At 42.6% G+C, this 23428-nt stretch carries 19 protein-coding genes; 6 read left to right on the top strand and 13 right to left on the bottom strand.

Annotated elements, in window-relative coordinates; all coding sequences use genetic code 11:
* Positions 1 to 5: 5 nt before the first annotated feature.
* From rpoB to HYD_RS03540, 9 genes are all read right to left on the bottom strand, one after another.
* The gene (gene rpoB, locus HYD_RS03580) at positions 6 to 4163 is read right to left on the bottom strand and encodes a DNA-directed RNA polymerase subunit beta (RefSeq protein WP_236864986.1); all 4158 of its coding nucleotides are present in this window, start codon (positions 4161 to 4163) and stop codon (positions 6 to 8) included.
* Between the two features lie 633 nt (positions 4164 to 4796).
* On the bottom strand, positions 4797 to 5174 hold the full coding sequence (gene rplL, locus HYD_RS03575) for a 50S ribosomal protein L7/L12 (protein WP_236864984.1): 378 nt from the start codon (positions 5172 to 5174) through the stop codon (positions 4797 to 4799).
* A gap of 4 nt (positions 5175 to 5178) precedes the next feature.
* Positions 5179 to 5700, bottom strand: a complete 522-nt coding sequence (gene rplJ, locus HYD_RS03570; protein WP_236864982.1) for a 50S ribosomal protein L10 — start codon at positions 5698 to 5700, stop codon at positions 5179 to 5181.
* A gap of 12 nt (positions 5701 to 5712) precedes the next feature.
* Positions 5713 to 6411: a 50S ribosomal protein L1 gene (rplA, locus tag HYD_RS03565; RefSeq protein WP_236864980.1), complete on the bottom strand. Its 699-nt coding sequence runs from the start codon at positions 6409 to 6411 to the stop codon at positions 5713 to 5715.
* A gap of 5 nt (positions 6412 to 6416) precedes the next feature.
* Entirely contained in the window at positions 6417 to 6845 is a 429-nt protein-coding gene (rplK, locus tag HYD_RS03560; protein WP_236864978.1) for a 50S ribosomal protein L11, read from the bottom strand.
* Positions 6846 to 6882: 37 nt separating this feature from the next.
* Entirely contained in the window at positions 6883 to 7437 is a 555-nt protein-coding gene (nusG, locus tag HYD_RS03555; RefSeq protein WP_236864976.1) for a transcription termination/antitermination protein NusG, read from the bottom strand.
* Positions 7430 to 7648, bottom strand: a complete 219-nt coding sequence (gene secE / locus HYD_RS03550) for a preprotein translocase subunit SecE (protein WP_236864974.1) — start codon at positions 7646 to 7648, stop codon at positions 7430 to 7432. The genes nusG and secE overlap by 8 nt, the downstream gene beginning before the upstream one ends.
* Before the next feature lie 132 nt (positions 7649 to 7780).
* On the bottom strand, positions 7781 to 9115 hold the full coding sequence (locus HYD_RS03545; protein WP_236864972.1) for an outer membrane protein assembly factor BamB family protein: 1335 nt from the start codon (positions 9113 to 9115) through the stop codon (positions 7781 to 7783).
* A gap of 39 nt (positions 9116 to 9154) precedes the next feature.
* Positions 9155 to 9847, bottom strand: coding sequence for a hypothetical protein (locus HYD_RS03540; RefSeq protein WP_236864970.1), 693 nt, complete (start codon positions 9845 to 9847; stop codon positions 9155 to 9157).
* 226 nt (positions 9848 to 10073) lie between these two features.
* Here HYD_RS03540 and HYD_RS03535 point away from each other — a divergent pair, with 226 nt between their 5' ends.
* Positions 10074 to 11075 carry a L,D-transpeptidase family protein gene (locus HYD_RS03535; RefSeq protein WP_236864969.1) on the top strand — a complete coding sequence of 334 codons (1002 nt, stop codon included), beginning with the start codon at positions 10074 to 10076 and terminating at the stop codon, positions 11073 to 11075.
* Between the two features lie 284 nt (positions 11076 to 11359).
* Complete coding sequence (locus tag HYD_RS03530) at positions 11360 to 12754, top strand: hypothetical protein (RefSeq protein WP_236864968.1); 1395 nt, start codon at positions 11360 to 11362, stop codon at positions 12752 to 12754.
* Between the two features lie 69 nt (positions 12755 to 12823).
* On the opposite strand, the gene HYD_RS03525 is transcribed toward HYD_RS03530, so the two are convergent.
* Both HYD_RS03525 and HYD_RS03520 read right to left on the bottom strand, forming a co-directional pair.
* Positions 12824 to 14161, bottom strand: coding sequence for a phosphohexomutase domain-containing protein (locus tag HYD_RS03525; protein ID WP_236864967.1), 1338 nt, complete (start codon positions 14159 to 14161; stop codon positions 12824 to 12826).
* Positions 14162 to 14173: 12 nt separating this feature from the next.
* Complete coding sequence (locus tag HYD_RS03520; RefSeq protein WP_236864966.1) at positions 14174 to 14791, bottom strand: class I SAM-dependent methyltransferase; 618 nt, start codon at positions 14789 to 14791, stop codon at positions 14174 to 14176.
* 404 nt (positions 14792 to 15195) lie between these two features.
* On the opposite strand from HYD_RS03520, the gene mutS reads away from it, so the two are divergent.
* Positions 15196 to 17607 (top strand): DNA mismatch repair protein MutS, encoded by a 2412-nt coding sequence (gene mutS / locus HYD_RS03515; protein WP_236864965.1) that lies wholly within the window; start codon positions 15196 to 15198, stop codon positions 17605 to 17607.
* Positions 17608 to 17655: 48 nt separating this feature from the next.
* Here mutS and HYD_RS03510 read toward each other — a convergent pair whose 3' ends face one another.
* Positions 17656 to 18915 carry an APC family permease gene (locus tag HYD_RS03510; RefSeq protein WP_236864964.1) on the bottom strand — a complete coding sequence of 420 codons (1260 nt, stop codon included), beginning with the start codon at positions 18913 to 18915 and terminating at the stop codon, positions 17656 to 17658.
* Between the two features lie 95 nt (positions 18916 to 19010).
* Positions 19011 to 20051, bottom strand: a complete 1041-nt coding sequence (tsaD, locus tag HYD_RS03505) for a tRNA (adenosine(37)-N6)-threonylcarbamoyltransferase complex transferase subunit TsaD (protein ID WP_236864962.1) — start codon at positions 20049 to 20051, stop codon at positions 19011 to 19013.
* 193 nt (positions 20052 to 20244) lie between these two features.
* Between tsaD and HYD_RS03500 the strand changes: the two genes are divergently transcribed.
* The 3 genes from HYD_RS03500 (at position 20245) to HYD_RS03490 (ending at position 23386) form a co-directional block, all read left to right on the top strand.
* On the top strand, positions 20245 to 21399 hold the full coding sequence (locus HYD_RS03500) for an ABC transporter ATP-binding protein (protein WP_419469449.1): 1155 nt from the start codon (positions 20245 to 20247) through the stop codon (positions 21397 to 21399).
* A gap of 115 nt (positions 21400 to 21514) precedes the next feature.
* Positions 21515 to 22273, top strand: a complete 759-nt coding sequence (locus tag HYD_RS03495) for a triose-phosphate isomerase family protein (RefSeq protein ID WP_236864959.1) — start codon at positions 21515 to 21517, stop codon at positions 22271 to 22273.
* A gap of 114 nt (positions 22274 to 22387) precedes the next feature.
* Positions 22388 to 23386, top strand: a complete 999-nt coding sequence (locus tag HYD_RS03490; RefSeq protein WP_236864958.1) for an RluA family pseudouridine synthase — start codon at positions 22388 to 22390, stop codon at positions 23384 to 23386.
* Positions 23387 to 23428: the final 42 nt, after the last annotated feature.

The raw sequence follows: 23428 nt of genomic DNA, 5'->3' as shown, positions 1-23428 counted from the left end.
TAACACTAGCTAGCCGCGTTTTCTTTGCAACATTCCATGTTAAGCCCTAGAGTTCGTATTTCCTTATTCAACACGTAAAACGACTCCGGTATACCAAAATCGCACATTTCTTGCCCTTTTATTATCGCCTCATACACCTTTGTTCTGCCTTCAACATCGTCTGATTTTACTGTTAGCATCTCCTGCAATGTATATGCTGCACCATACGCCTCAAGCGCCCATACTTCCATTTCGCCAAATCTTTGTCCGCCAAATTGAGCCTTTCCGCCCAGCGGCTGCTGAGTTACCAAGCTGTATGGGCCGACCGACCTCGCGTGAATTTTTTCATCGACAAGGTGGTGAAGCTTCATAACGTATAACACTCCAACCGTAACAGGCCTATCAAAAGGCTCTCCCGTCAACCCATCATGTAAAATCTCCTGTCCAGACGATGTGCATCCGGCCTTCACAAGCGCATCTGTTATTTCAGCAGACTTGGCTCCCTCGAACGCAGGACAAGCCATCGGAACACCTTTAGATATGCCATCTGCCATCTCTATAAGCTCAACTCCGCTCATAGAGTCAATCTTTTCGCATATTTCTGGCTTACAATATATATCTTTCAATCCCTCCCTGATAATAGAGGAACCTTCCTCTTCAGAAATTCCATCCATTGCCGCCTGCTTTAAAAGACCTACTGCTTTCTTACCAAAATTAAGCGCCGCCCAACCAAGATGCATTTCCAAAATTTGCCCTATGTTCATTCTGGACGGAACGCTAAGAGGGTTAAGCACAACATCGACAGGAGTGCCGTCAGATAGATACGGCATATCCTCCACAGGAACTATTATGGAAACTACCCCTTTGTTTCCATGGCGACCCGCCATCTTATCGCCCACCTGAATTTTTCTCTTCACCGCTATATAAACTTTTACCGTCTTCAAAACTCCAGCAGGAAGATCATCTCCCATATGGATTTTCTCTACCTTTTGCTCAAACCTGATCTGAAGATCTTTCATAGCGCTTTCGTGCTGCGCTAAGAGAGCCTTTATCTGTTCCATAAGCGCGGCATCTTCAACAATTATACTATTCTTCTGAGCCTTCGTAAGAGACTCCCAGTATTCCTCGGTAATCGCAATCTGCTCTTTTTTCCCGCCCTTAAGAGCAATTTTTCCAACAACAAGCCCCTTAAATGCTCTATCAAAACCTTGGTCAAGAATTTTTCGTTCTGTTTCTTTATCCGCGACGAGCCGGGCAATAGCCTCTCTGTCAATAGACTGCGACCGCTCGTCCTTCTCTATATCGCGCCTAGAAAATACCCTAACATCAACAACAGTTCCAGAAACGCCAGGCGGCACCCTCAGAGATGTGTCTTTCACCTCACATGCCTTATCGGCGAATATCGCGCGCAGCAGTTTTTCCTCAGGAGTTAGCGGAGCTTCAGCTTTAGGGCTCACCCTACCAACCAGCACATCTCCAGCCCTTACTTCCGCACCTATATACGCTATACCAGACTCATCTAAATGCCTAAGAGACTCCTCGCTAACCCCAGGAATATCGCGAGTAACATATTCAGGCCCAAGACGCGTATCCTTAGCAGAAACTTCAAGCTCTTCTATGTGCAAGGTTGTATAAGCATCTTCCTTCACAAGTTCGCTGGATATAACTATAGAGTCTTCAAAGCAATAACCGTTGAGAGACATAAGCGCTATTGTAACATTCCTACCAAGAGCAAGATCTCCCCTATCTGTAGCAGGGCCATCAGCAATAACGTCCCCTTCTTTCACCGACTGCCCGACGTACACGAGTGGCCTTTGGTGAACGCACGTCCCTGCATTGGATTTTTGAAATTTAGCAAGAGAGTATATGTCCACAACTGATTTCCCTTTAGACAGGTCGTCTGTCGCGCGTACAACTATCCTCTCAGAAGAAACCTGATCCACAACTCCAGACCTCTTGGCAACAACCGCAGCACCAGAATCGCGAGCAACTATTTCCTCCATGCCAGTGCCAATAAGCGGAGATTGTGGACGCAAAAGAGGAACCGCTTGCCTCTGCATGTTTGATCCCATAAGCGCTCTCGCAGCATCGTCACACTCTATGAAAGGTATGAGCGCGGCGGCAACTGAAACTATCTGTCTGGGAGAAATATCAGTAAAATCAACTTCTTTCACTGGAACAAGAGCATAGTCGCCAGCAGCCCTTCTACACCCAACAAGCTCGCCAAGCAGGTTCCCTTTTTCATCAACATCAACATCCGCTTGAGCTATTGAATATTTTTCCTCCTCCTTGGCAGAAAGGTATATTATCTCATCTGTAAGTTTGCCATTTCGGACCTTCCTATATGGCGTCTCTAAAAATCCATATTTGTTCACCCGAGCATAGGTAGCCATCGCACTTATCAACCCTATATTGACGCTCTCAGGAGTCTCAACAGGACACGTTCTCCCATAGTGCGTCGGATGAACGTCGCGTACCTCAAACCCAGCCCTATCACGCGACAGACCTCCAGGACCAAGCGAAGAGAGCCTTCTTTTATGACTCACCTCAGATAGTGGGTTTGTCTGGTCCATAAACTGAGATAGCTGAGAGGCCCCAAAAAATTCCCTAATAATAGCCGAGAGAGGCCTAACGTTTAGCAAATCGTTTGGCATAGCCTGCTCAAGGTCCACAGAAACCATCCTTTCGCTTATACCGCGCTTCATCCTAATAATCCCAGCTCGGTACTGCCCCTCTAAAAGCTCTCCAACAGGACGAACACGCCTATTAGCGAGGCTGTCTATATCGTCTACTGCTCCGTGCCCATCCTTAAGCCTCAAGAGAAATTTCACAGCAGCTATAAGGTCACGCTTCTGCAAAACATGAACAGAGACATCGGTATCAAGGTTAAGGCATGAGTTTATCTTTATACGTCCCACATCTGAAAGGTCATACCTTTCAGGATTAAAGAATGAGTTATACAGCAAAGTGTTCGCCGCTTCTAGAGTTGGCGTTTCCCCAGGACGTAAAATTCTGTAAATATCGACCAACGCCTCTTCTCTAGTTTCATTTTTTTCGGCCATCAACGTGTTTCTAAAATGAGCGCCTATATTAGAATGGTCTATCTCTAAAAGCTGTATAGTGTCTATTCGCTCTTTACTCAGCGCTTGCAAAAACTCCATAGTAATTTCTGCTCCACATTCAGCAAAAACCTCGCCCGTATCCTGACTAACAACACGTCTCGCCAAATACTTACCAACCAATTTTTCGTTGTCTATGTTTATATGTCTCACTCCAGAAGCCTGAATGGCATTGATGGTCTTTCTATCTATACGCCCACCAGACTTTACCACTACTTCGCCGGTCTCAGCATTAACCATGTCACCATCTAACACAACGCCTTTCCACATAGATGGCATAAATGGTATACGCCAAACTCCACCGGAAGAACTGCATTCAAAACTATCGTAGAAGCTCGACAACAATTCCTCTTTGCTCATTCCGGCACTTTCTTTATCAGACGGAGTGTCGCTTAAAGCCATAAGAAGCGTAGAAGCAAGAAATTTACGCTTTCTATCGATCCTTACATACAAAACGTCTTTCATATCGAATTCAAAATCTAGCCAAGATCCTTGAAATGGGATAACTCTGGCAACGAACATATATCTGCCCGCAACGGCGCCTCCCCTATTGTCATAATCAAAGAACACACCAGGCGCACGGTGCATTTGAGACACAACAACCCTTTCTATTCCGTTGATGATAAACGTACCTCGACCAGTCATAAGAGGAACGTCGCCAAGATACACTTCTTGTTCTCTAACATGCTTTATAGTTCGGTTTTCTTTTTCTCCACTCCAAACCACAAGCCTAAGCCGAGCACGCATAGGAGACGCGTATGTTACACCTTTATACTTAGATTCTTCAATATCATACTTAGGGTCACACAGCTTGTATCCATCAAATTCTAGCTGAGCCCTTCCGGAAAAATCATTAATTGGAAAAGCCGCTTGAAGCGCAGCTTGCAAGCCCTTATTCTCTCGTTGATTAGGATGAACATCTTTCTGCAAAAAATCCTGATATGACTTCTCTTGCAAATCGATCAAACTGGGCATAGACATAACTTCCGTTATCTTCGCAAAATTATACCTGATACGTTTATGCGCATTCGCAGCTCTACAGAAAGATTCAACGCAATAAACCATACTTATATCTCCCTAACCAGACCACATAAAAAAAACAACGACTGCGCAAGAAGAAACATAAGACTCACACCCCGCAGACTAGCGCACAGAATACGTATAAACTCCACCGCCACGACCATAAAAACAGTCACCGCGAAGCCTCTAACAGCCCCAAAATGTCGCTCAAAAAAACGACCGCCTTCACGCTGTCTCCTATCACTCCCACGCCCACAACGAATATCAGAACTAAGAACGCATAACCAAGACTTATTCGCCAAAACGCTAAGCAAAAAAGAGGCCTTCAAAGACGAGGACGCTGAAGAAGCGATAACTCTAAGCGCCAAATGTAACAAAGCTCCGCCGACAGGACAATTGCAAAACAGAATGCAACAACTATCTAAAACACAGAGCATAGTACACCACTTCACCAAGAACACACGCTACAAAACTCAAACCAACTCGAACTCATCTTCAAACCGGGTCATTCCATCGTTGACCATTTCTAAACCAGATATTGGTATAAAACAGTCACAGCAGGACATCCTGAAAAAATTACAAACAAAACAACAAATCTCATCAAAAAGCAAAGAGAAAAGAGAAAAGGAGAGCAAAACCACGCGCCCTCCAAAACACCCCTTTGCAGGAATCCCTCTACTACTTAAGTTCAACTACGGCTCCAGCCTTTTCTAACTGTTCTTTAATTTTATCTGCCTCTGCTTTAGCAACCCCGCTCTTCAACACCTTTCCCGCAGTCTCTGATGCCTCTTTGGCTTCTTTCAACCCAAGCCCAGTTATCGTGCGAATTTCTTTGATAACGTTCATTTTGTTATCTCCAGCACTCTTCAACACAATATCAAACTCCGACTTAGCCTCCTCGGCAGGAGCGGAAGACGAAGACGCAACTGGTGCGGCGACGGTAGGCATCGCGGCAGACACGCCAAGCTTCTCTTCAAGCATCTTAACTAACTCAGAAACCTCGATAAGAGACAACTGCTCTATAGACCCAACAATATTAACTAATTTATCAGCCATTTTATTAATTCTCCTTTGCTAATTTCTTTCGATATGCGTCCAAAACACAAACCAATTTACGAGACGGAGCCTGAAGCACAGACACAAACTCAGTTGCACTCGCCAAAAGCAACGACAATAACTGGCTCCTCAAAACATCAAGCGACGGCAAGCTCGCCAAATTCTTAACCGCCACCACATCAAGGACGTCGCCATCAAAGTACGCGCATACAACTTTAAACCCGTCATTTTCGTCTGCAAAATCCACAGCCACTTTGGCGCTTCCAACAGGGTCATCTCCAAATAACAGAGCGCAAGGCCCTCTAAACTCATCAATAAATCCATTTGAAGCCATCCCATCAAAGGAAATTTTTGCCAGCCTGTTATTTACCACAATAAACTGCGCGCCGACACCTCGAACTTTACGCCTGAACTCTGAAATGCTAGACACTGTCAACCCAGATTGCCGAGTCAACACAGCTATAGGGTACTTACCAGACAACCCCTTTAAATCAGAGATAAATTGTGCTTTTTCCTGACGATTCATACTAACTCTCTATCAGCTAAACTTTATACTAGAAACATCTACTCGGACACTTACTCCCATAGTGGAAGATACAAACACCCGAGAAACAAGATCATTTTTAACAGAAGCTGGCTTCGCTTCAATCAGCGCCCCATAAAGAGCGCGAAAGTTGTTAAGAAGAGCCTCCGCAGAAAAACTTGCCTTTCCAATCACAGAATGAACAATTCCAGATTTATCAGCCCTGAAAGATATTTGCCCACCCTTAACAGCCTTAACAGCCTTCTCTACATCAGCAGTCACAGTTCCCAACTTGGGATTTGGCATAAGACCACGAGGTCCCAGAACCTTTCCAAGACGACCAACAAGCGCCATCATATCAGGAGTAGCGATACAACTATCAAAATCCATCTCACCTCTCTGAATTCGCTCTACTAAATCCTCAGCCCCAACAATATCAGCGCCGGCCTTCTTCGCGGTTTCAGCGGCAGCATCTTTAGCAAAAACCGCAACACGAACAACCTTACCCGTCCCTTCCGGCAAACTCACGATAGACCTCAAAACCTGATCAGATTTTTTGGTGTCGATATTACACCGAAAAACGACGTCAATCGTCTCATCGAATTTAGCGACAGCCCGCTCCTTAACCATAGCTACGGCTTGGTCGATAGAAACCATCGCGCCTCTATCAATTCCGCCATAAGCATTTTTCAAGCGCTTGCAATACCCTGCCATATCAACTACCCCTCAATCTCTATGCCCATAGAACGAACAGTACCCATAACCATGCTAACAGCGGCAGACTCGTTATATGCGTTCATATCTTCCATCTTCTCCCTGGCAATTTCAGCGACCTGCTGCATAGTTATTTTGCCTGCTTTCTCCCTACCGGGCAATTTCCCTCCGCTTTTCAACCCAGCGGCTTTCTTTATCCAATAGCTTACAGGAGGCTTTTTAGTCACAAACGTAAACGTCTTATCAGCATACACAGAAATAACGACAGGAATAACTGCATCCGAAGGCATCTCCTTCGTTCTGTCATTAAACGCCTTGCAAAATTCCATAATGTTAAGCTTGTTCTGAGACAGCACGGGTCCAATAGGCGGTGCCGGGTTAGCCTTTCCCGCCAAAATCTGCAAATTAAGAAACTTAACAACCTTCTTAGCCATAACACAACAACCTAACTTCCAATTCCACTAGATGATATCACAATTTTTCCACTTGAGAAAAGTCTAAATCTACTGGAGTCGATCTTCCTAGTATAGAAATCGAAACCTTAAGTCTCGACCCAACAACCTCTTCAACAACTCCATTCATAGAAGCAAACAATCCGTTGCACACCTTTACGTGTTCACCAGGCTCAAAATTAACTTCAGACTCCGAGGTCTTAACTAGCTCATCAACCTGATCCAACAAAGCCGCCATCTCTTTATCGCTAAGAGGTTTCGGATCTCCGTTGCTAGAACCTAAAAAGCTAAGAACCCTTGGGAAATTCTGCACTATATTAACGGTCTCAGGAGTGCACTGCATCTTCACAAACACATACCCTGGAAGAACCCTGCCCTCTGTGCGAACTTTCACGCCGCGCTTAACAACAGTGACGCACTTCTTGGGAACAAACACGTCAAACAACAAATCTCCGACGCCGGACTTATCAAATCTGTCCCTCAACTCGGAAACCATCCTATTTTCTCCGCCTGCAGCAACGTACACAACATACCACCTGGCAACAGATTTTGTCCCGCTAACCTCGCTACACATTTGCGCCCATCCCCAATACCCATCCAACAACCGACCCAAGAACCTGGTCTATCACAAAGAAGAACACAGAAAATATAGCAGAAAGAACAAACACCATTATGCTCGTAACAAACACATCGCTCCTTGTAGGCCACACGACCCGCTTACACTCATAAACAACTTCGCCAACAAACCTAACTGATTTGCCTATCCAAGATACAGCAGACTTCACAAAATCCCACACACCAGCACGGACCAGTCTGAATTGTTACAAAAAATCAGAAAACTGTCAACTTAAAAACATCCTCCATTTTTCTAAAAAACTGCTTTGCATAAATAAATTAAAAATCAAGCAATATATGACTTAACTAAACACATACAAAAAAGATTCTTCATCTATAACAAAAATTTTTCCATCAATAACTATAGGCGCCAAACTTACAGGCGCATCAAGCTTATAGCTAGCCACCACAGTTCCCTTCTTTGCAGGATCGAGCGCAAGCATAACGCCATTCTTACCAACAACATATAACAAGCCCCCGGCTATAACAGGTCCAGCCCATGCAGAAACAACGTCTTTGACAAACGGAAGATGCTTCGCCCAATACACAGATCCGAAATTTTTATTCATACAGACAAGAGCGTTGTCTATAGAAACTAAAAACAAACAGTTACCAGAAACAGAAGGCGTTTCAACTCCTCCAATATTTCTTTTCCATAAAAGTTGCCCGTTTCTTATGTCAAAACACGACGTCTGACCGTTATAGCTTACGGTGTATAAACAGTTGTCTTTCGCCACAGGAGAAGCTTTTATATGCGCGAGAGCAGTGGTAGTCCCGTCAAAAGCGCGAAGTAGAGAGCCTGCATTAGCCCATACCACCTCGCCTGATTTCGCCGACACACACACGACTTCGCCTGAAGAATATGGAGCTATAACGCAACCGCCAACAGCAACGGGAACAGAAAGGCCCTGTACGTTTGTATCTTCAACAATCCCATAATGGCTCCAAACTATAGTCCCACTAGCTAAATCCATCGCCTCGATCTGGTTATTTACATTAGTGACTATAACCAAATCATCTAAAACCAGAGGCGCGCTTCTCGCCGGAGCTGACAGTCTGGTTTTCCAAATCTTCTTCCCAGACCTGACATCAAAACAAAACGCCCCTCCCGTCGCGCTAGAAGCATAAACACATTTTCCACAGATAACCGCCCCACCTCCGCTTATCTCTTTGCCGTTAGCGCACTGGCTCTCATCCACAGACAAACTAGCAGACCAAATAACTTCACCAGAATCCAAACTGTGGCAGTATAACCGCCCATCTTTTCCAACTATTACAAGCGTTCTCCCAGAAACAACCGGGGAGCTCAAAATTTTTCCAGCTCCGTCGCCACAACCGAGCTGTATCTTGGCGGTTCTAGAAAATTTCTTAGGAGCTACAATATTGCCAATATCATTACGGTTGTTCCTATTTGGCTGGGCCCACACAGAACTTCGCTCTTCAGGACCTATCCTACATGGTTCCGTCACCTCGCAAGGCAAGGTCTCTATCTCCGAGTCTGAAACGTCAAAAGCCACCCTATCACCAACAAGCGGTATCTTCTCCTTCTTATCGCACCCAACAAATGCCACAGCTATGACAGCAAGAAAAAAACAACGCGCACAAATTCCGAGCAGAACAACAAACCTATAAACCATCAAAACACCCACAAGCAACCACCTAGATCATATACAACGTCAGTCCATCTCCATCGGCATAGACGCCTGTTCTCCTATATAAGCTAAATTTGACATCCACGATCTATCGGAAAATTTAACCCAATTTGCAAGGCTTTTCGCCAATTTATCGGAAGAAACTTCGCTCGCAATGTCAGCTAAAGCGACTCTTTGATAGCCGACCCCAGCCCATGCATTATGCGGAGTAAAAAAACGCCCCATCACAAAAGATTTCACTTTTCCATCATCAGGCCTATGGTTCATCTTTGACAAATCAAAAGCAGCCATAAAAAAATTTTCCAGCGCAGTGCTAACGCCACCAAAGCGGTTTCTCAAAATATCGACATATATATCCTGAATTCGCTTAATGGGTTCCTTGCTAAGGCTAGCTTTAAAGTCTCTATGTTCCATGCTAGCAATTTGCAACGCTGCCAAAAATCCATAGCCCTTCTCTTTGGCCGATTTACGCAAAGAATTAAATAAAACCCTAGCTTTTTCTATATCGCCCACTTTCATATGTTCCAGAGCTTGTTCATACATCTTTTCTTGGGATATAAGAATTTGCTCGTTGCGATAGCTAACAAACAAATATGACGCCGTAAACACGAGAGCAATAAAAGACGCCGCTATAAAAAGAGGTATCCATTTTCTTACCGCAGCAAAAAAATTCTCCCGTTCAATTTCGTCGTTTATCTCATCAAATGCGCTCGCCATAACTATTCCTCCCCCAACAACTCAGACTAAATATATCTCCACTAGATATCTGCGTAAAGCCTTAAAAACTCTGATCGCAAAATAACCATACAACTAATGCGCCCCACTATTTCAGCTTAAACGATATTTTCGCACCTATACTATATTATTGTTTTTACAGATATTTCCGGTCTTGCCTGTTGTTTATATGCAAAATTTATATTATCTAAAATATACAGTGATTACTATGGCTGCGCTTTCTTCATTTTCAGCGCGCAGCGAGTATATAGAAACAGGAAACAAGCTCTCTTGCGCAAGCCAGGCGTCCATCCACCCTCAGCACAAAGCACTGATCTCGCTTCTCAAGTTTTATGAACGACAAGCAAGTTCAGAAACAAAAATATCAAATTCCAACAAAAACGATACAGCACTATTCGCTGAAGTTTATAAACGTCTATTTCAAATGGGCTTCTTAGCCAAAGACAGCTGCGTTGGAAATTCATGTAAATCAGAAACCATTGCAGCTTTAAAAAATTTTCAAAAAGCTCTAGGCCTGGAGCCTTCGGGAAAGCTAACCCCAGATACAATAACAGAACTTAATAAACCCATAAAAAACTTGATAGAAAAACTAAAGCTCAATATCTCGAGATGGGAGAAAATGGAGCCTTGGCCTTCAAGATGCGTTTTTATAAACATCCCTTCGTTCACGCTAAAAGCATTTGATGAACATAAAGAAAAAATAGAACTCCCAGTAATAGTTGGAAAAATTTCTAAAAAAACTCCTGAAATTATAGCAAAGATAAATTCTGTCACTACAAATCCGTCGTGGGTTGTCCCTCCATGCATAAGAGGAAAGCTCGCCTGCAAAGCAGGAAGAGACGGGTATCGAATAGTCGGAGGAGCTCTCGTCAAAGCTCCATCTGAAAACAATCCTCTTGGAAAAATAAAGTTCAGTTTCGAAAACAAACATAGCATAGCTATGCACGACTCTCCACAAAAAAACCTCTTCAACAAAACTTATCGAGCTTTCAGCCTTGGCTGCATCAGGGTCAAGGAGCCTGAGCGGGTAGCTAATTTTGTCCTTGAAGGAACAATAAACAAAGAATCTTTTTCTTCATACATAAAACACCGTCAGACAAAAACCATAAAACCTAGGGCCCCGGTCCCTATATATATCTCGTATCTCACAGTGTGGATTGATGAAAACGGAAAACCAACATTTTTCAAGGATGTGTACGGATATGGATGATAGATTCGCTAAACGATATTAAACAATTAATAGATTTTTAGCATGCTCGCCATTGTTTATTATGTCATAGCAAAAAATTTCTACCAGTCCTCTTATCGGCACCAATTACGCAACAATTGCAAGAAACCTATCTAACACTGCAAAAACAATTCTTCGATGCATTACTTGCTTGATAATTCCACTGTTTACATGTATAACCGGAGTTCCGTAGGCATGCTTGGTAAATTATGAACAGAATTACTTTTCTAACTATCGTTTTTGCTGCACATCTCGACGCTTTTGCTATGAAAAAGACCAGCTTATCTTTCTCTGGCGATCTCCCAAAACAAACGGTCGAATGCGGTAAACGCGCTATTCTCACTTCTCGAACAGCTGATAGCAAGGACCTTTCACAATTTCGTGCGAAAAAAGAGGTCTCTCAATATCAAGAGAATAAAGAGAAAGAACATAAGAAAATCACGGACCTCCAGCAAATCCAAAATCAGGATGACACTGAGCAGCTTAAAGAGCTAGCTCAAATCCAAAATCAGGATGACACTGAGCAGCTTAAACAGCTAGCTCAAAGCAAAATCCGGAATCAACCTGAGCAACTTAAAGAGCTAGCTCAAATCCAAAATCAGGATGACACTGAGCAACTTAAAGAGCGAATTCACACTCAGCCGCCAGAACAAGCAGTGCAGAAGGCTGGAGGTAGAAAATCTCTATACCAGGAGATGGAGGATTTTGTAAAGCAAAAACAGAGCAAAGGCAAACAAACAAGCGACAAGAAAGGCCCGTCAGCGCAGCTCAAAACCAATCAAAAAAAGCCGTCAGCACAACAGCAAGCACTTGTTCGCGTACCACATTCTCAACAAATAGCGCAACTGTTGGAAAAACAAAAAAATATAAGAAATGAGATTCGGGCTGAGTTTGAAGAAAAATATAACTCTCTAGAGCAACAACTCTGCGACGAAAGGCTGAGGATCGAAAATGAAAAGAAGCAGTTCGAGGTTCAAAAAGCTAAATTTGCTGAAGAAAAAGCTAAGTTTGCTGAAAGAAAAACTTCATTAGAAAATAAAGTCTACAATTCAAAAATTGAGGTATCTAGCTTGATTAACAAAATTAGTCATTTAGAGCTGCAAATTTCTTCGCAAAAAGAAGCTTTTGATAAAAAATTGTCGAAAGTTACGCTAGGTTTGTTGGAAGAGGCGGATAAAGCAAAAACAGAAAAAGCCAATATGCAAATAAGGTTAGAAGATTTTAATGAAGACAGGAAGAAATGGGGAGTAGACAGAGACTACTATAGAGGGGAAATATCCAGATTGTATAACCATATTGCAGAGCTAAGGTCAGACCAAGTTAAATATGATGAGCTCATAGCTCAAACAGCTCTGGAAAAAGGGGATTTGCAAAAAAAAATAGAAAAATATGATGAGCTCATAGCTCAAACAGCTCTGGAAAAAGGAGATTTGCAAAAAAAAATAGAAAAATATGATGAGCTAATAGCTCAAACAGCTCTGGAAAAAGGGGATTTGCAAAAAAAATATGATGAGCTCATAGCTCAAACAATTCTGGAAAAGGAGACTTTGCAAAAAGATTTAGAAAATGCGAAAAAATCGAAGTCGAAAAAATCGAAGTCGAAAAGACGGAAACTGAAGCCGAAGATAGATGACGATGAAGAAGAAAAAACGAAAGGATAGGTGGGGTATACTAGAGCAAATTTAGGTTTATTCATGAGAAATGCTCGGCGTTAGGATTTTTTTCGTTTATTAGGCAGAGATGAACTTCGCTATTGCGCGCGCGGTTTCGTTCGCGTGTTCGTGAGTCTCTGCTTCTACCATTATTCTCAACACCGGTTCCGTGCCAGATTTTCTTATAGAAATTCTTCCGTCACATCCGAGAAGGTTCAAAAAAGCTCCTCTAGATTTGGCGTCTTCAACAGCAAAAGGGTTTACCTTTTCTATCGGCATATTGAACAAAACCTGCGCAAACGGAAAAAACACATTAAGCACTTCGCTGGCAACCCCTCTGCAGCTAGCAACCAGCCCTGCGACATAAGCACCCACTAAAAGCCCATCTCCTGTTGGCAAAAATTCTTTCAAAATAACATGGCCCGACGGCTCTCCGCCTATTTTCCATCCGCGTTTCGACAGCTCTTCCGAAACAAACCTATCTCCAACTAAAGTGCGAGAAAATCCCATACTAAGACCTGTTACAAAAAACTCCAACCCCTTATTAGACATCTCTGTGCCAACAACTCCGGCCGTACCTTCCAAACCCACTTTTTTTGCTATATATGCTATTATTTGATCTCCGCCAATAACCCGGCCCCTTTCATCTATAAAAATAACCCTGTCTCCATCTCCATCAAAACACATGCCCATATCTGACCTAGTTTCCAGCACTGTTCTTTGCGCAAGCAAAGGTCGAGTTGCCCCACATTCGTAGTTTATATTTAAGCCGCTTGGGGCGTCGGCAATAGACACGCAACTCTTTGCTCCTAGCGACTTCATAACATCTCTCGCAATATTTGAATAACTTCCATTTGCGCAATCAACAACAATTGACAATCCTTCCAGAGCATGCGCCATATTTCCCAGCAAAAAATTTTTATACCTCAGCACAAAATCATCTTGCATATGGTAGGTAGACCCCTTTTCTGCTCGATAGGAAACCCGAGATCTCCCACAGTCACCAGCCGCCACTTCGTCAAAAAATTCCTCGAGCTCGGCCTCGTCCCCAAGAGAAAATTTGTTTCCAAAACGGTCAAACATTTTTATACCATTATACTCATATGGGTTGTGCGACGCAGATATCATTATTCCAAGCTCCGCTCCGCCAGTCATCGCACAAAAAGACATCATTGGCGTAGAAATCACACCCAGAATCTTAACGTCTATAGGACATTTTTCTAATTCAGAACAAATTCTCAATTCTATCTCTTTGCATGAAGAGCGAGTGTCACATCCAATCGCCACGCTAGAGATTTTCTTCGCATGCAAATACTTTCTAATACCATTCGCAATGACAGAGAGCCCATGCGGAGAAAGCGGCCACTCGCCAAAACGAGCCCTTATTCCATCAGTCCCAAAATACCTATTTATCATAAAACGCTATGATCAAAGACTATTGACCGAAGGAGCTCTTTCATATGCCCAAACAGTCGCCGGAGGAAAATTTCTAAAAACGGTCGCGACTTTTCGTTTACGCAATCCCAGCAACGATGTGTTGAGAGAGGCCAACGGACTATATGTGAATTGAATTATCTCTCCTCTCGGACGCATAACGTTCATACATCCATCTACAATAGCTTTTTGCACTACATGCGGAAGATTAATCATAGGTATACCAGAAACCACAACACCGATCTTTCCTATAAGCTCGCCAGGAATTATAGACATCATATCGCACGCATTACCGCGTATAACTCTAGCTTTTTTAAATTCACCAGCTAGGTAATTAAAAAGCTCCCCGTCGATCTCAACGCATACAAGGTTTTCCTCCGGTATTCCGGCCTCTATAAGAGCGCGAGTAAACCTTCCAGTTCCACAGCCAAGCTCAAGAACATAATCGCAAGACAAGTCCCTTAAGCATCTCACAGCTTCGCCGGCAATAACCCTAGACAGATTCCTAGAGCTTGGGAAAAAGGCTCCAATCTGCAGGGGATGAGCCACCATTCTCTTCAAAAACAGCAACGTCTCCGAACGGCGCTGCCTGTCATTCAACCCGCAATCCATAGAAAAAACTGATAAAAACTGCTTGAGACACTATAATGCAACTAAAAACTTTAGGCAAGTTTCGATGGGCTAGGTTTCATTCGTTTATAAAAACCTAATAAACCATTTTTCAATCATAATTTAGAAGGTTAGCAATAATTCAGAAAATCCGCTATCGAAAGAAAACTTAGAAAAAACAACGCACCTTTTCACGCAAAACCTTAAGAAATAAATGTCAAAAGAAAAAATTCAAGCCATAAAAACAAAGTCCCACCGATACATCAACGCGCTAGACAACGATTCATGGAATTCCTTACCTAAAACACAATAACGGTGTAGAATTGTCCCGTATAGCAAACATTTGTATAAAATTTGTGACTACTTTCAATGGATTTTCAAAGGTGGAGACGTCAAAAGAGACGCCAATGATGACACAATACCTTGCTGTAAAAAAAGAGCACCAAGATTGCCTGGTTTTTTTCAGAATGGGCGATTTTTATGAGCTATTTTTTGAAGATGCAATCACGGCGTCCAAGGAGCTGGATATAGTACTTACTTCGCGCGGAAAAACAGAAAAGGATAATATTCCCATGTGCGGAGTTCCTCATCATGCGAGCGAAAACTATATTTCTCGCCTCGTAAAAAAGGGATTCAAAATAGCGATATGCGACCAAACAGAGTCTGCTGAAAATAAAAGCTCAAAGTTGGTAAAAAGAGAGGTGACTAGAATTGTCACGCCAGGAACTCTTCTGGAAGACAACCTTCTAGAATCGAAAGGATACAATTTTCTTATGGCAATCTGCGATGAGGCCGATAGCGGATCTTTCGGAATAGCGTTCATCGACATTTCAATAGGAGATTTTTTCACAGAAGCAAAAAATATTGAGCAGCTTTTCTCCGCTATCCATAAAATTCAGCCGAAAGAGATTTTGGTTCCAGAAAGAATTTTGCGAAACGACCAAATATCAAAAATCATTCGCGAATGGAAAGTAAACCCAATGCCGGACAGCAGATTCAGCTTACGCTCAAGCATGGAACGAATGAAAAGTTTTTTCGAAGTAACAACTCTCAAAGGAATAGCTGATTTTTCCGAATCGGAAGTTTGCGCAGCCGGAGCCTTAATAGACTATGTGCTTCTTACTCAGAAAAAAGAGCTTTTATCGCTATCTCGTCCAAAAAAACTTTGTGAATCTGAATTTCTTGAAATAGATCCATTTACTCGAAAAAACCTGGAGATATTTCAAACAATGAGAGGAGAAAAAAATGGGACTCTTATCTCAACAATAGACCGTACTTCCACGCCCATGGGGGCGCGCTTATTGCTCATGAGGCTTATGCACCCTTTAAAAAACGCGCTCGACATATCGGAGCGTCTCGAAAGCGTACGGTTTTTCAAGCAGCATGACGCAACAAGAAATAACCTAATCTCAATATTAAAAAAAATACCAGATATAGAACGGTCTCTTTCTAGGCTATTACTAGATAGAGGAGGCCCTAAAGATCTTGGAGCCGTGAAAAGCGCGCTATGCCTTCTTCCATCTATTAAAATGATATTTGCTTCACACAAAGAATGCTGGTCAATTCCAAATGAAATTTCTGATGCCATCAGCAACATAAACAGCGATCTTGGAGAATTTTCTCATAAATTATCTACCGCGATCAACGACGAACTTCCTGCTTTTCTAAGAGACGGAGGAGTAATTGCCAGAGGATATTGCGAAGAGCTAGACGAACTCTATGACACACATTTCAAAAGTTCAGAACTAATACAAAGGCTTCAAGAAAAATATGCGCAAGAAACAAAAATTCCTAATCTCAAAATAAAACGTAATAATATAATCGGATATTACATAGAAGTATCGCCATCTCTTTCATCAAAAATACCATTTAGCTTTGTGCTTAGACAGTCGCTAGTATCTGGAATGCGCTATTCAACTCAAGAACTAATAGAGATTGAGCAAAAATTAAATGTAGCATATTCAGAAGCCATCCAGTTGGAAACTTCTATTTTTAATGGATTTATAGAAGATTTACGCTCACTAACAGAAAAAATTCGTAAAATTATAAGCTCTCTTGCAATATTAGACATATCGTCAGCGTTTGCATTGCTCGCAGAAGAAAATTGTTATACAGAGCCGGTAATAAATGATTCAGATGATTTTGAAATAATCGGCGGAAGACACCCTGTCGTTGAACAAGCCTATAAAAATTCGTACGAGTCTGATTTCACAAAAAACGACTGCGACCTATCAAAAAAGAAATTATGGCTGATAACTGGGCCAAACATGGCAGGAAAAAGTACCTTTCTTCGTCAAAATGCCTTGATTGTGTTGATGGCACATATAGGGTGTTTCGTTCCAGCGGATAGAGCCAAGATCGGGGTTGTAGATCATTTGTTCAGCAGAGTTGGCGCATCAGACGATATTTCTCGCGGCCACTCAACATTCATGGTGGAGATGATAGAAACTGCAACTATTGTAAACCACGCCACGAGCAAAAGTTTTGTAATTCTTGATGAAATTGGAAGAGGCACAGCGACCTACGATGGACTTTCGTTGGCCTGGTCGTGCGTCGAGCATTTTGCATTGTCTGCAAAGTGCAGGACATTGTTTGCAACGCACTATCACGAATTGACCGAGCTTCAAGAAATAGAAAATATCGCATGTTATACGCTTAGCGTCAGAGAATGGGATGACAAAATAGTATTTTTCCACGAAATAATTCCAGGAAGCGCCGACAGGTCGTATGGTCTTCATGTAGCTCGGCTCGCAGGAATACCGACAAATATAATCCATAGAGCTCAGCAAGTTTTAGACAGGTTCGAGAACAGACTATAGCTAATCTCTTCCATGCAACTGAGCAAGCTATGTATACATAAATAAAATCTATTTCCTTCTGAACAGCCCCAAAACAACACCGGAAAGAGGAATCATAGCGGCGCCAATTATATCTCTCGGTCTGGCCATACATATAGCCCACGAACAAAATGCCAACCCCACAGTCACAAGAGACCACCTCATAACGGAGGCCGCTATTTTCCGACGCCACATCATAATACCCAGTATTACAGCGCATATCATATACAATATGAGATATGCTGTGCTGCAAAATTCGATTAGAATGTTGATTTGCTCCTTTATTGTGTTGTTTTTCAACATAAGTCCGCAAATACCCATAAGAACTGATGTAGTTATTACTCCAACATATGGGCTAGCAAATTTGTTTCTTTTAGCAAAGGAACTTGGGAACATTTGCTCCTGCGCAGCGGAATACGCAGCTTCTCCAGAAGTCAAAATCCATGACTTCACGCACCCAACACAAACTATGATGATAAACACTGATACAACCTTAGCATAATCTCCCCCCATAGAGTATTCAAGATAAGTCGCATAAGGGCTAAGGGAATTTGAAAGAGCGCCAGCTGGAACAACGCTCATCACAGAAACAAGATTTACTATATACAAAGCGGCAACTATAAAAGTTCCATAGATTATAGCTCTCGGAATCGTTTTATTAGGATTTTCTACAGTATCTGCCGGCGTAGTGCCAGCCTCTATTCCAAGAAATCCCCATAGGGCTATTAGGCTCGCCTTATTCAAAGCAAGCATAGGCGAAATATCTTTAGGTATTTCTATGTTTTTCAGCGATCCATACTTCAGAGCAATAAACGGAAAAACGACAAATGGGATCACGCGCGCAGCACTAAAAATGATCTCGCCTGCTCCAACGCCAGTAAGGTTGATCAGTGTTATGACCGTAAGTATGGTAATCTCAACTATTATCGCCGTAGAAGTGCTCCATCCTCCGAACAACATCTCCATAGAACCAGCCGCAAAAACCAAAATTGGCACGGTTCCAACCCATGATATTATCCAGTAACTCCAAGCCGCAACAAACGCAGCTCTGTCACCAAAGGCATCCTGCACATATACATATGGCCCGCCAGCGCGCGAATTCTCAGAAAGGGCTGCAAAAACAAGGGCAAGAGATATGACTCCACTTCCAGTAATAAGAAAACTCAGAATTCCCCAAACCCCATATGGAGCTAAATTGCTCGGCAGAATCGTCGCGCCCAGACCTAACTGCACTCCTATAACTAATGCTAATAAAGACCAAAACCCCGCCCTCTGCATATATTCTTTCATTGCTACGCCAACCAGATCGTACTATACCACACAATTTATTAAATTTGACGATGTATTTTTGAGAGCTATTGCTTGGCATTTTTATGAGAATAAAATTAAAAACCAATAGGCCACCTTGGATGAACAGAAAAAGAGTCGGCGGGAGCAACCCCTGCTTCCATTCTTTCCAGCGCCGCCCACGCTATCATAACTGCATTATCTGTGCAAAATTCTGATGGAGCAACAACAAGCTCATAGCGAACACTAGAAAGAGCGAAGTTGATGCGCTCTCTTATATATGCGTTAGACGCGACCCCTCCAGCGATCACGCAACATGAAATTTTGTTTTCAGACAAACCGGCAAATTTTTCCGACTTTTGCACAGCTACGAGTATTTTTCTACAAAGATGGTCCGCTACCACCCTTTGAAAGCTAGCGCAAAAATCTTTTACCTGGCGCTCGTCTAGAGAACTCCTTTGAATGATGCTAGCGCAAGCAGTCTTTAAACCAGAAAAAGAAAATAAGCAGTCTTTGCTTCCTTTAAGCGGCTCCGGAATATCGAATGCAAACGGATCTCCTCCTACCGCAGCCTTTTCTATTTTAGGTCCTCCCGGGTATGAAAACCCAAGAAGGCGCGCAACTTTATCAAAGCATTCACCAAGAGAATCGTCCAAAGTTGCTCCGAGCATCTGATATTTTCCCACGCCATTTACAATGATGACTTGGCAGTGCCCGCCAGAAATCAGAAGCAACAAGTACGGGAATTTTGCGCGGTCATCAAACATGCGTACAGTTAGAGCATGTGCTTCAAGATGATTTATGGGATAGACAGGCTTACAAGATCCGATGGCTATGCCTTTTGCAAACATAGTTCCTACGAGCAGCCCTCCAACAAGTCCAGGTCCGCTTGTAACGCCTATAGCACATGCATCCCTTAACCTAATCCCTGCTTTGCCAATAGCTATAGAAAACAAATCTGTCAAAACAGTCACATGAGCACGAGCAGCCACCTCAGGAACAACCCCCCCGAACTTTTCGTGCTCTTTTGTTTGACTATATATTTCGTTGCTCAAGATACTGCGGCCACATATAACAGCAACCGCCGTCTCATCGCAGCTTGTTTCTATACCGATTATTGGCACATTGTTCTGAAACATTTTCCTCAGCATTAATTCATTATTAACACCAGTCTCTCACCTGAGTTCCATATACGCAAGGCTATTATATTCATCCGCCCTCACCTACACAAAACGAAAATAGATTTCGACAAGTTCCAAAAAAATTTCCAACACAAAAATAAACGAGTATAATCACAGCAAGTCTCGCTGCTTATTGTTCCATATGGTTTGTATGTCTACAGCTAATTTCATGAAATCAGCGCGGGAAAAAAATGTTGACCCGTGGCTTAACCCAACGGAGAAACCTTTTATTCAGTTCCAGTCTGTATCAAAAGAGTTTGGCTCGGTGTCGGCTGTAAGAAACGTCAGCCTAGACATATACAAGGGTGAATTTTTCTCTCTGCTTGGCGAGTCTGGGTGCGGAAAGACAACCATGCTACGTCTACTAGCAGGATTCGAAAAGCCATCAAGCGGCCATATCTACATAGACGACATCGACGTGACAAAAACCGAGCCATATGACCTTCCAGTAAACATAATGTTCCAGTTTTATGCGCTGTTTCCGCATATGAGTGTTCGCGATAATGTAGCATTCGGGCTAAGGCAAGCAAGACTTGGCCGAAAATTTATAAAAGAGCGAGTGGAAGAAATGCTAGATCTGGTGAATATGAGCGATTTCGCAGACAGACGCCCATATCAGCTTTCTGGAGGACAAAGACAGCGAGTGGCGCTGGCTCGAGCTTTAGCTAGACAACCAAAGGTGCTACTTCTAGATGAGCCGCTGGCAGCCCTAGACAAAAATCTCAGAGAAAAAACCCAGTTCGAGCTTGTGAATATACAAGAGAAAGTAGAAACCACTTTCATAATGGTGACCCATGACCAAGAAGAAGCTATGACTATGTCTACAAGAATTGGGATTATGGATAAAGGAAAAATCAAGCAAGTTGGAACTCCGGGAGAAGTATACGAATACCCAAATTCTCTTTTCGTTGCGAAATTCATTGGAATAGTAAACATTTTTGATGGGATAGTAACATCCGAAGAGCAAGAGTATGTGGTCGTAAAAAGTCCTCATATAGAAACAGACCTAGCAGTTGCGTATTCGTCAGCCGCGCCAGTTGGGGCTCATGTTTCTGTGGTTATTAGGCCAGAGAAAATTCTCATATCAACGGAAATAAAAAACCTCCCCAACAACTTCGCAATAGGAATTGTGAAGGACATCGCGTACCTCGGAGATGTTTCGCTTTATTACGTTCAACTTAGGTCAGGAAAAATAGTAATCGCGACGCAACCCAATTTGTTCCGCTTGGCAGAAAGGCCTGTCACATGGGACGACAAAGTTGTTCTCTACTGGCAGACAGAAAACAGTATCATTCTTACCATATAAAAATCTATAAAACCTATAATCTAGCATTCAAAAAACGTCACAAAGAATCCAGACATTGCGTAGCTACATTAAAGCCGTATACCATATGGAAACAACATAAATTCTCACACAAATAATGAAAAATAAATTCATAGTCTGCAACTGGAAAATGAACGGAAACAAAAAGCTAGTCACAGAGTTTATCGACGAAATTTCCGAATCAACACGTTCGCAAGGACAAGGAATTCCACCTAAAATAATAGCGTGCTTTCCCTTTCCATATCTACCAAGTTTATCAAGTTGCGCAAACAGCGCAGATTTTGAGAATACAGACATAATTTCGCTCGGAGCTCAGGATTGTTCTTCTGAAGAAAGAGGAGCTTTCACTGGAGATGTAAGCGCCAACATGCTGCGCGACATTGGATGTGACTATGTAATACTAGGCCATTGTGAAAGAAGAAAATATCATAAAGAATCCGACAGCACTATTCTTGCAAAAGCGCTCAGCGCAATCAAAAACAACATCACCCCCATAATATGCATCGGAGAAAGCTCTCCATGCAAATTTGATATCGAAATACAGCAGCAAATAACCTCCAGCATCCCATCCGATGGAAAAATCATCATTGCATATGAGCCTGTATGGGCTGTTGGAGCGCCATATGAGGCTGTAAGTTCTGGACATATATCCCGAGCGATATCTTACATAAAATCTTGTATACACCCAGCGGAAGATCGCTGCCTTGGAGTTTTATATGGAGGGGCAGCAAACACCATCAATGCTCTGCAGATAATGGCCTCCGGAGCGGACGGGCTTATGCTGGGAAGAGCAGGCATGAACGCAAAAGAAGTTTTAGATATAGCGCAAATTTGTAGCTCTAATCAAAAAAATTAACCCAAAGAAAATAACGTTTGATATACTGCGCCTTCGGTTTATAATTAACGCAATTGTAACGCAAGCGAGTAGACCTTTCTTCAGCGCGGTCAACCGTAATGATAGAGCTTCCTTATGACAAAGCAAAAAACAGTACAAGAATTTGTAGATCCCTCCTTCGCAGGCGCACGAATCGATAAGTGGTCATATAATAGGCTTCCAAATATCCCCGCCTCCGCGATACAAAAATTTTTGCGCACCGGAGACATAAAAGTTAACGATAAAAGAGCATTCCCTTCACTTAGACTCTGCGAAAACGACATGATCTCCATATACAGCAAGCTCATCGAAGAAAACGAAAACAGGGCGACGCATAGTCCAAAAATCAAAATTCCAGACGAAATCATGAATGCGGCTCGCCTATGGGTAATATACGAAGATGAGCATGTGATAGCGTTCAATAAACCGGCCGGTATTGCTTCTCAAGGAGGAACACGTCAATCTGTTAGCATGGACATGGTGGCCGAAACGCTGTATGGCTATGAAAAAAACCTACAACAATGCGGTAAGTTTTCTGTAAAATTAGCTCACAGACTCGACAAGCAAACATCGGGAGTTCTTTTGTTTTCTCGAACTATATCATGCGCACGCACACTTGCCGCTATGTTCCGAGATAGGTCCATAGAAAAAGAATACATAGCAATTGTGCATAACTTTCCGAAGGATCCTGAGGGAACAATAGATACTCCTTTAATAAAAACATCCTGGAACGGAGGAGCAAAGATGGTGTGTTCCATGCAGATAAATACACAGTTCCAGCGCCCACCCTATAATACAAGCATGGCCCTATCAGCGGTAACAAAATACGAAGTTGTAAGAAAGTTTTGCAAAAACGGAGCCCATTTTTCTTTTATAAAAATAATTCCAGAAACCGGACGAACGCACCAAATTCGCGCACACATGGCACACATAGGATGTCCGGTTGTTGGAGATTTTTTATACGGAAATTTGGACCGCTCTTGCAAGCTTAAAGAAGGGATGATGCTACACTGCCGCAGCGTATCTTTCTCTCATCCAGCCACGTCCGCTATGACCAATATACGCGCCAATGATCCAGAAAGATTTGACTTATAAAAACAATTCTGCTGTATATCGTCCCAGCCAACAACCACCTTT

Origin of the sequence: Candidatus Hydrogenosomobacter endosymbioticus (assembly GCF_021654655.1) — a bacterium.
GTDB lineage: Bacteria > Pseudomonadota > Alphaproteobacteria > Holosporales > GW7 > Hydrogenosomobacter > Hydrogenosomobacter endosymbioticus.
This window is presented reverse-complemented; position numbering and strand designations above follow the sequence as displayed.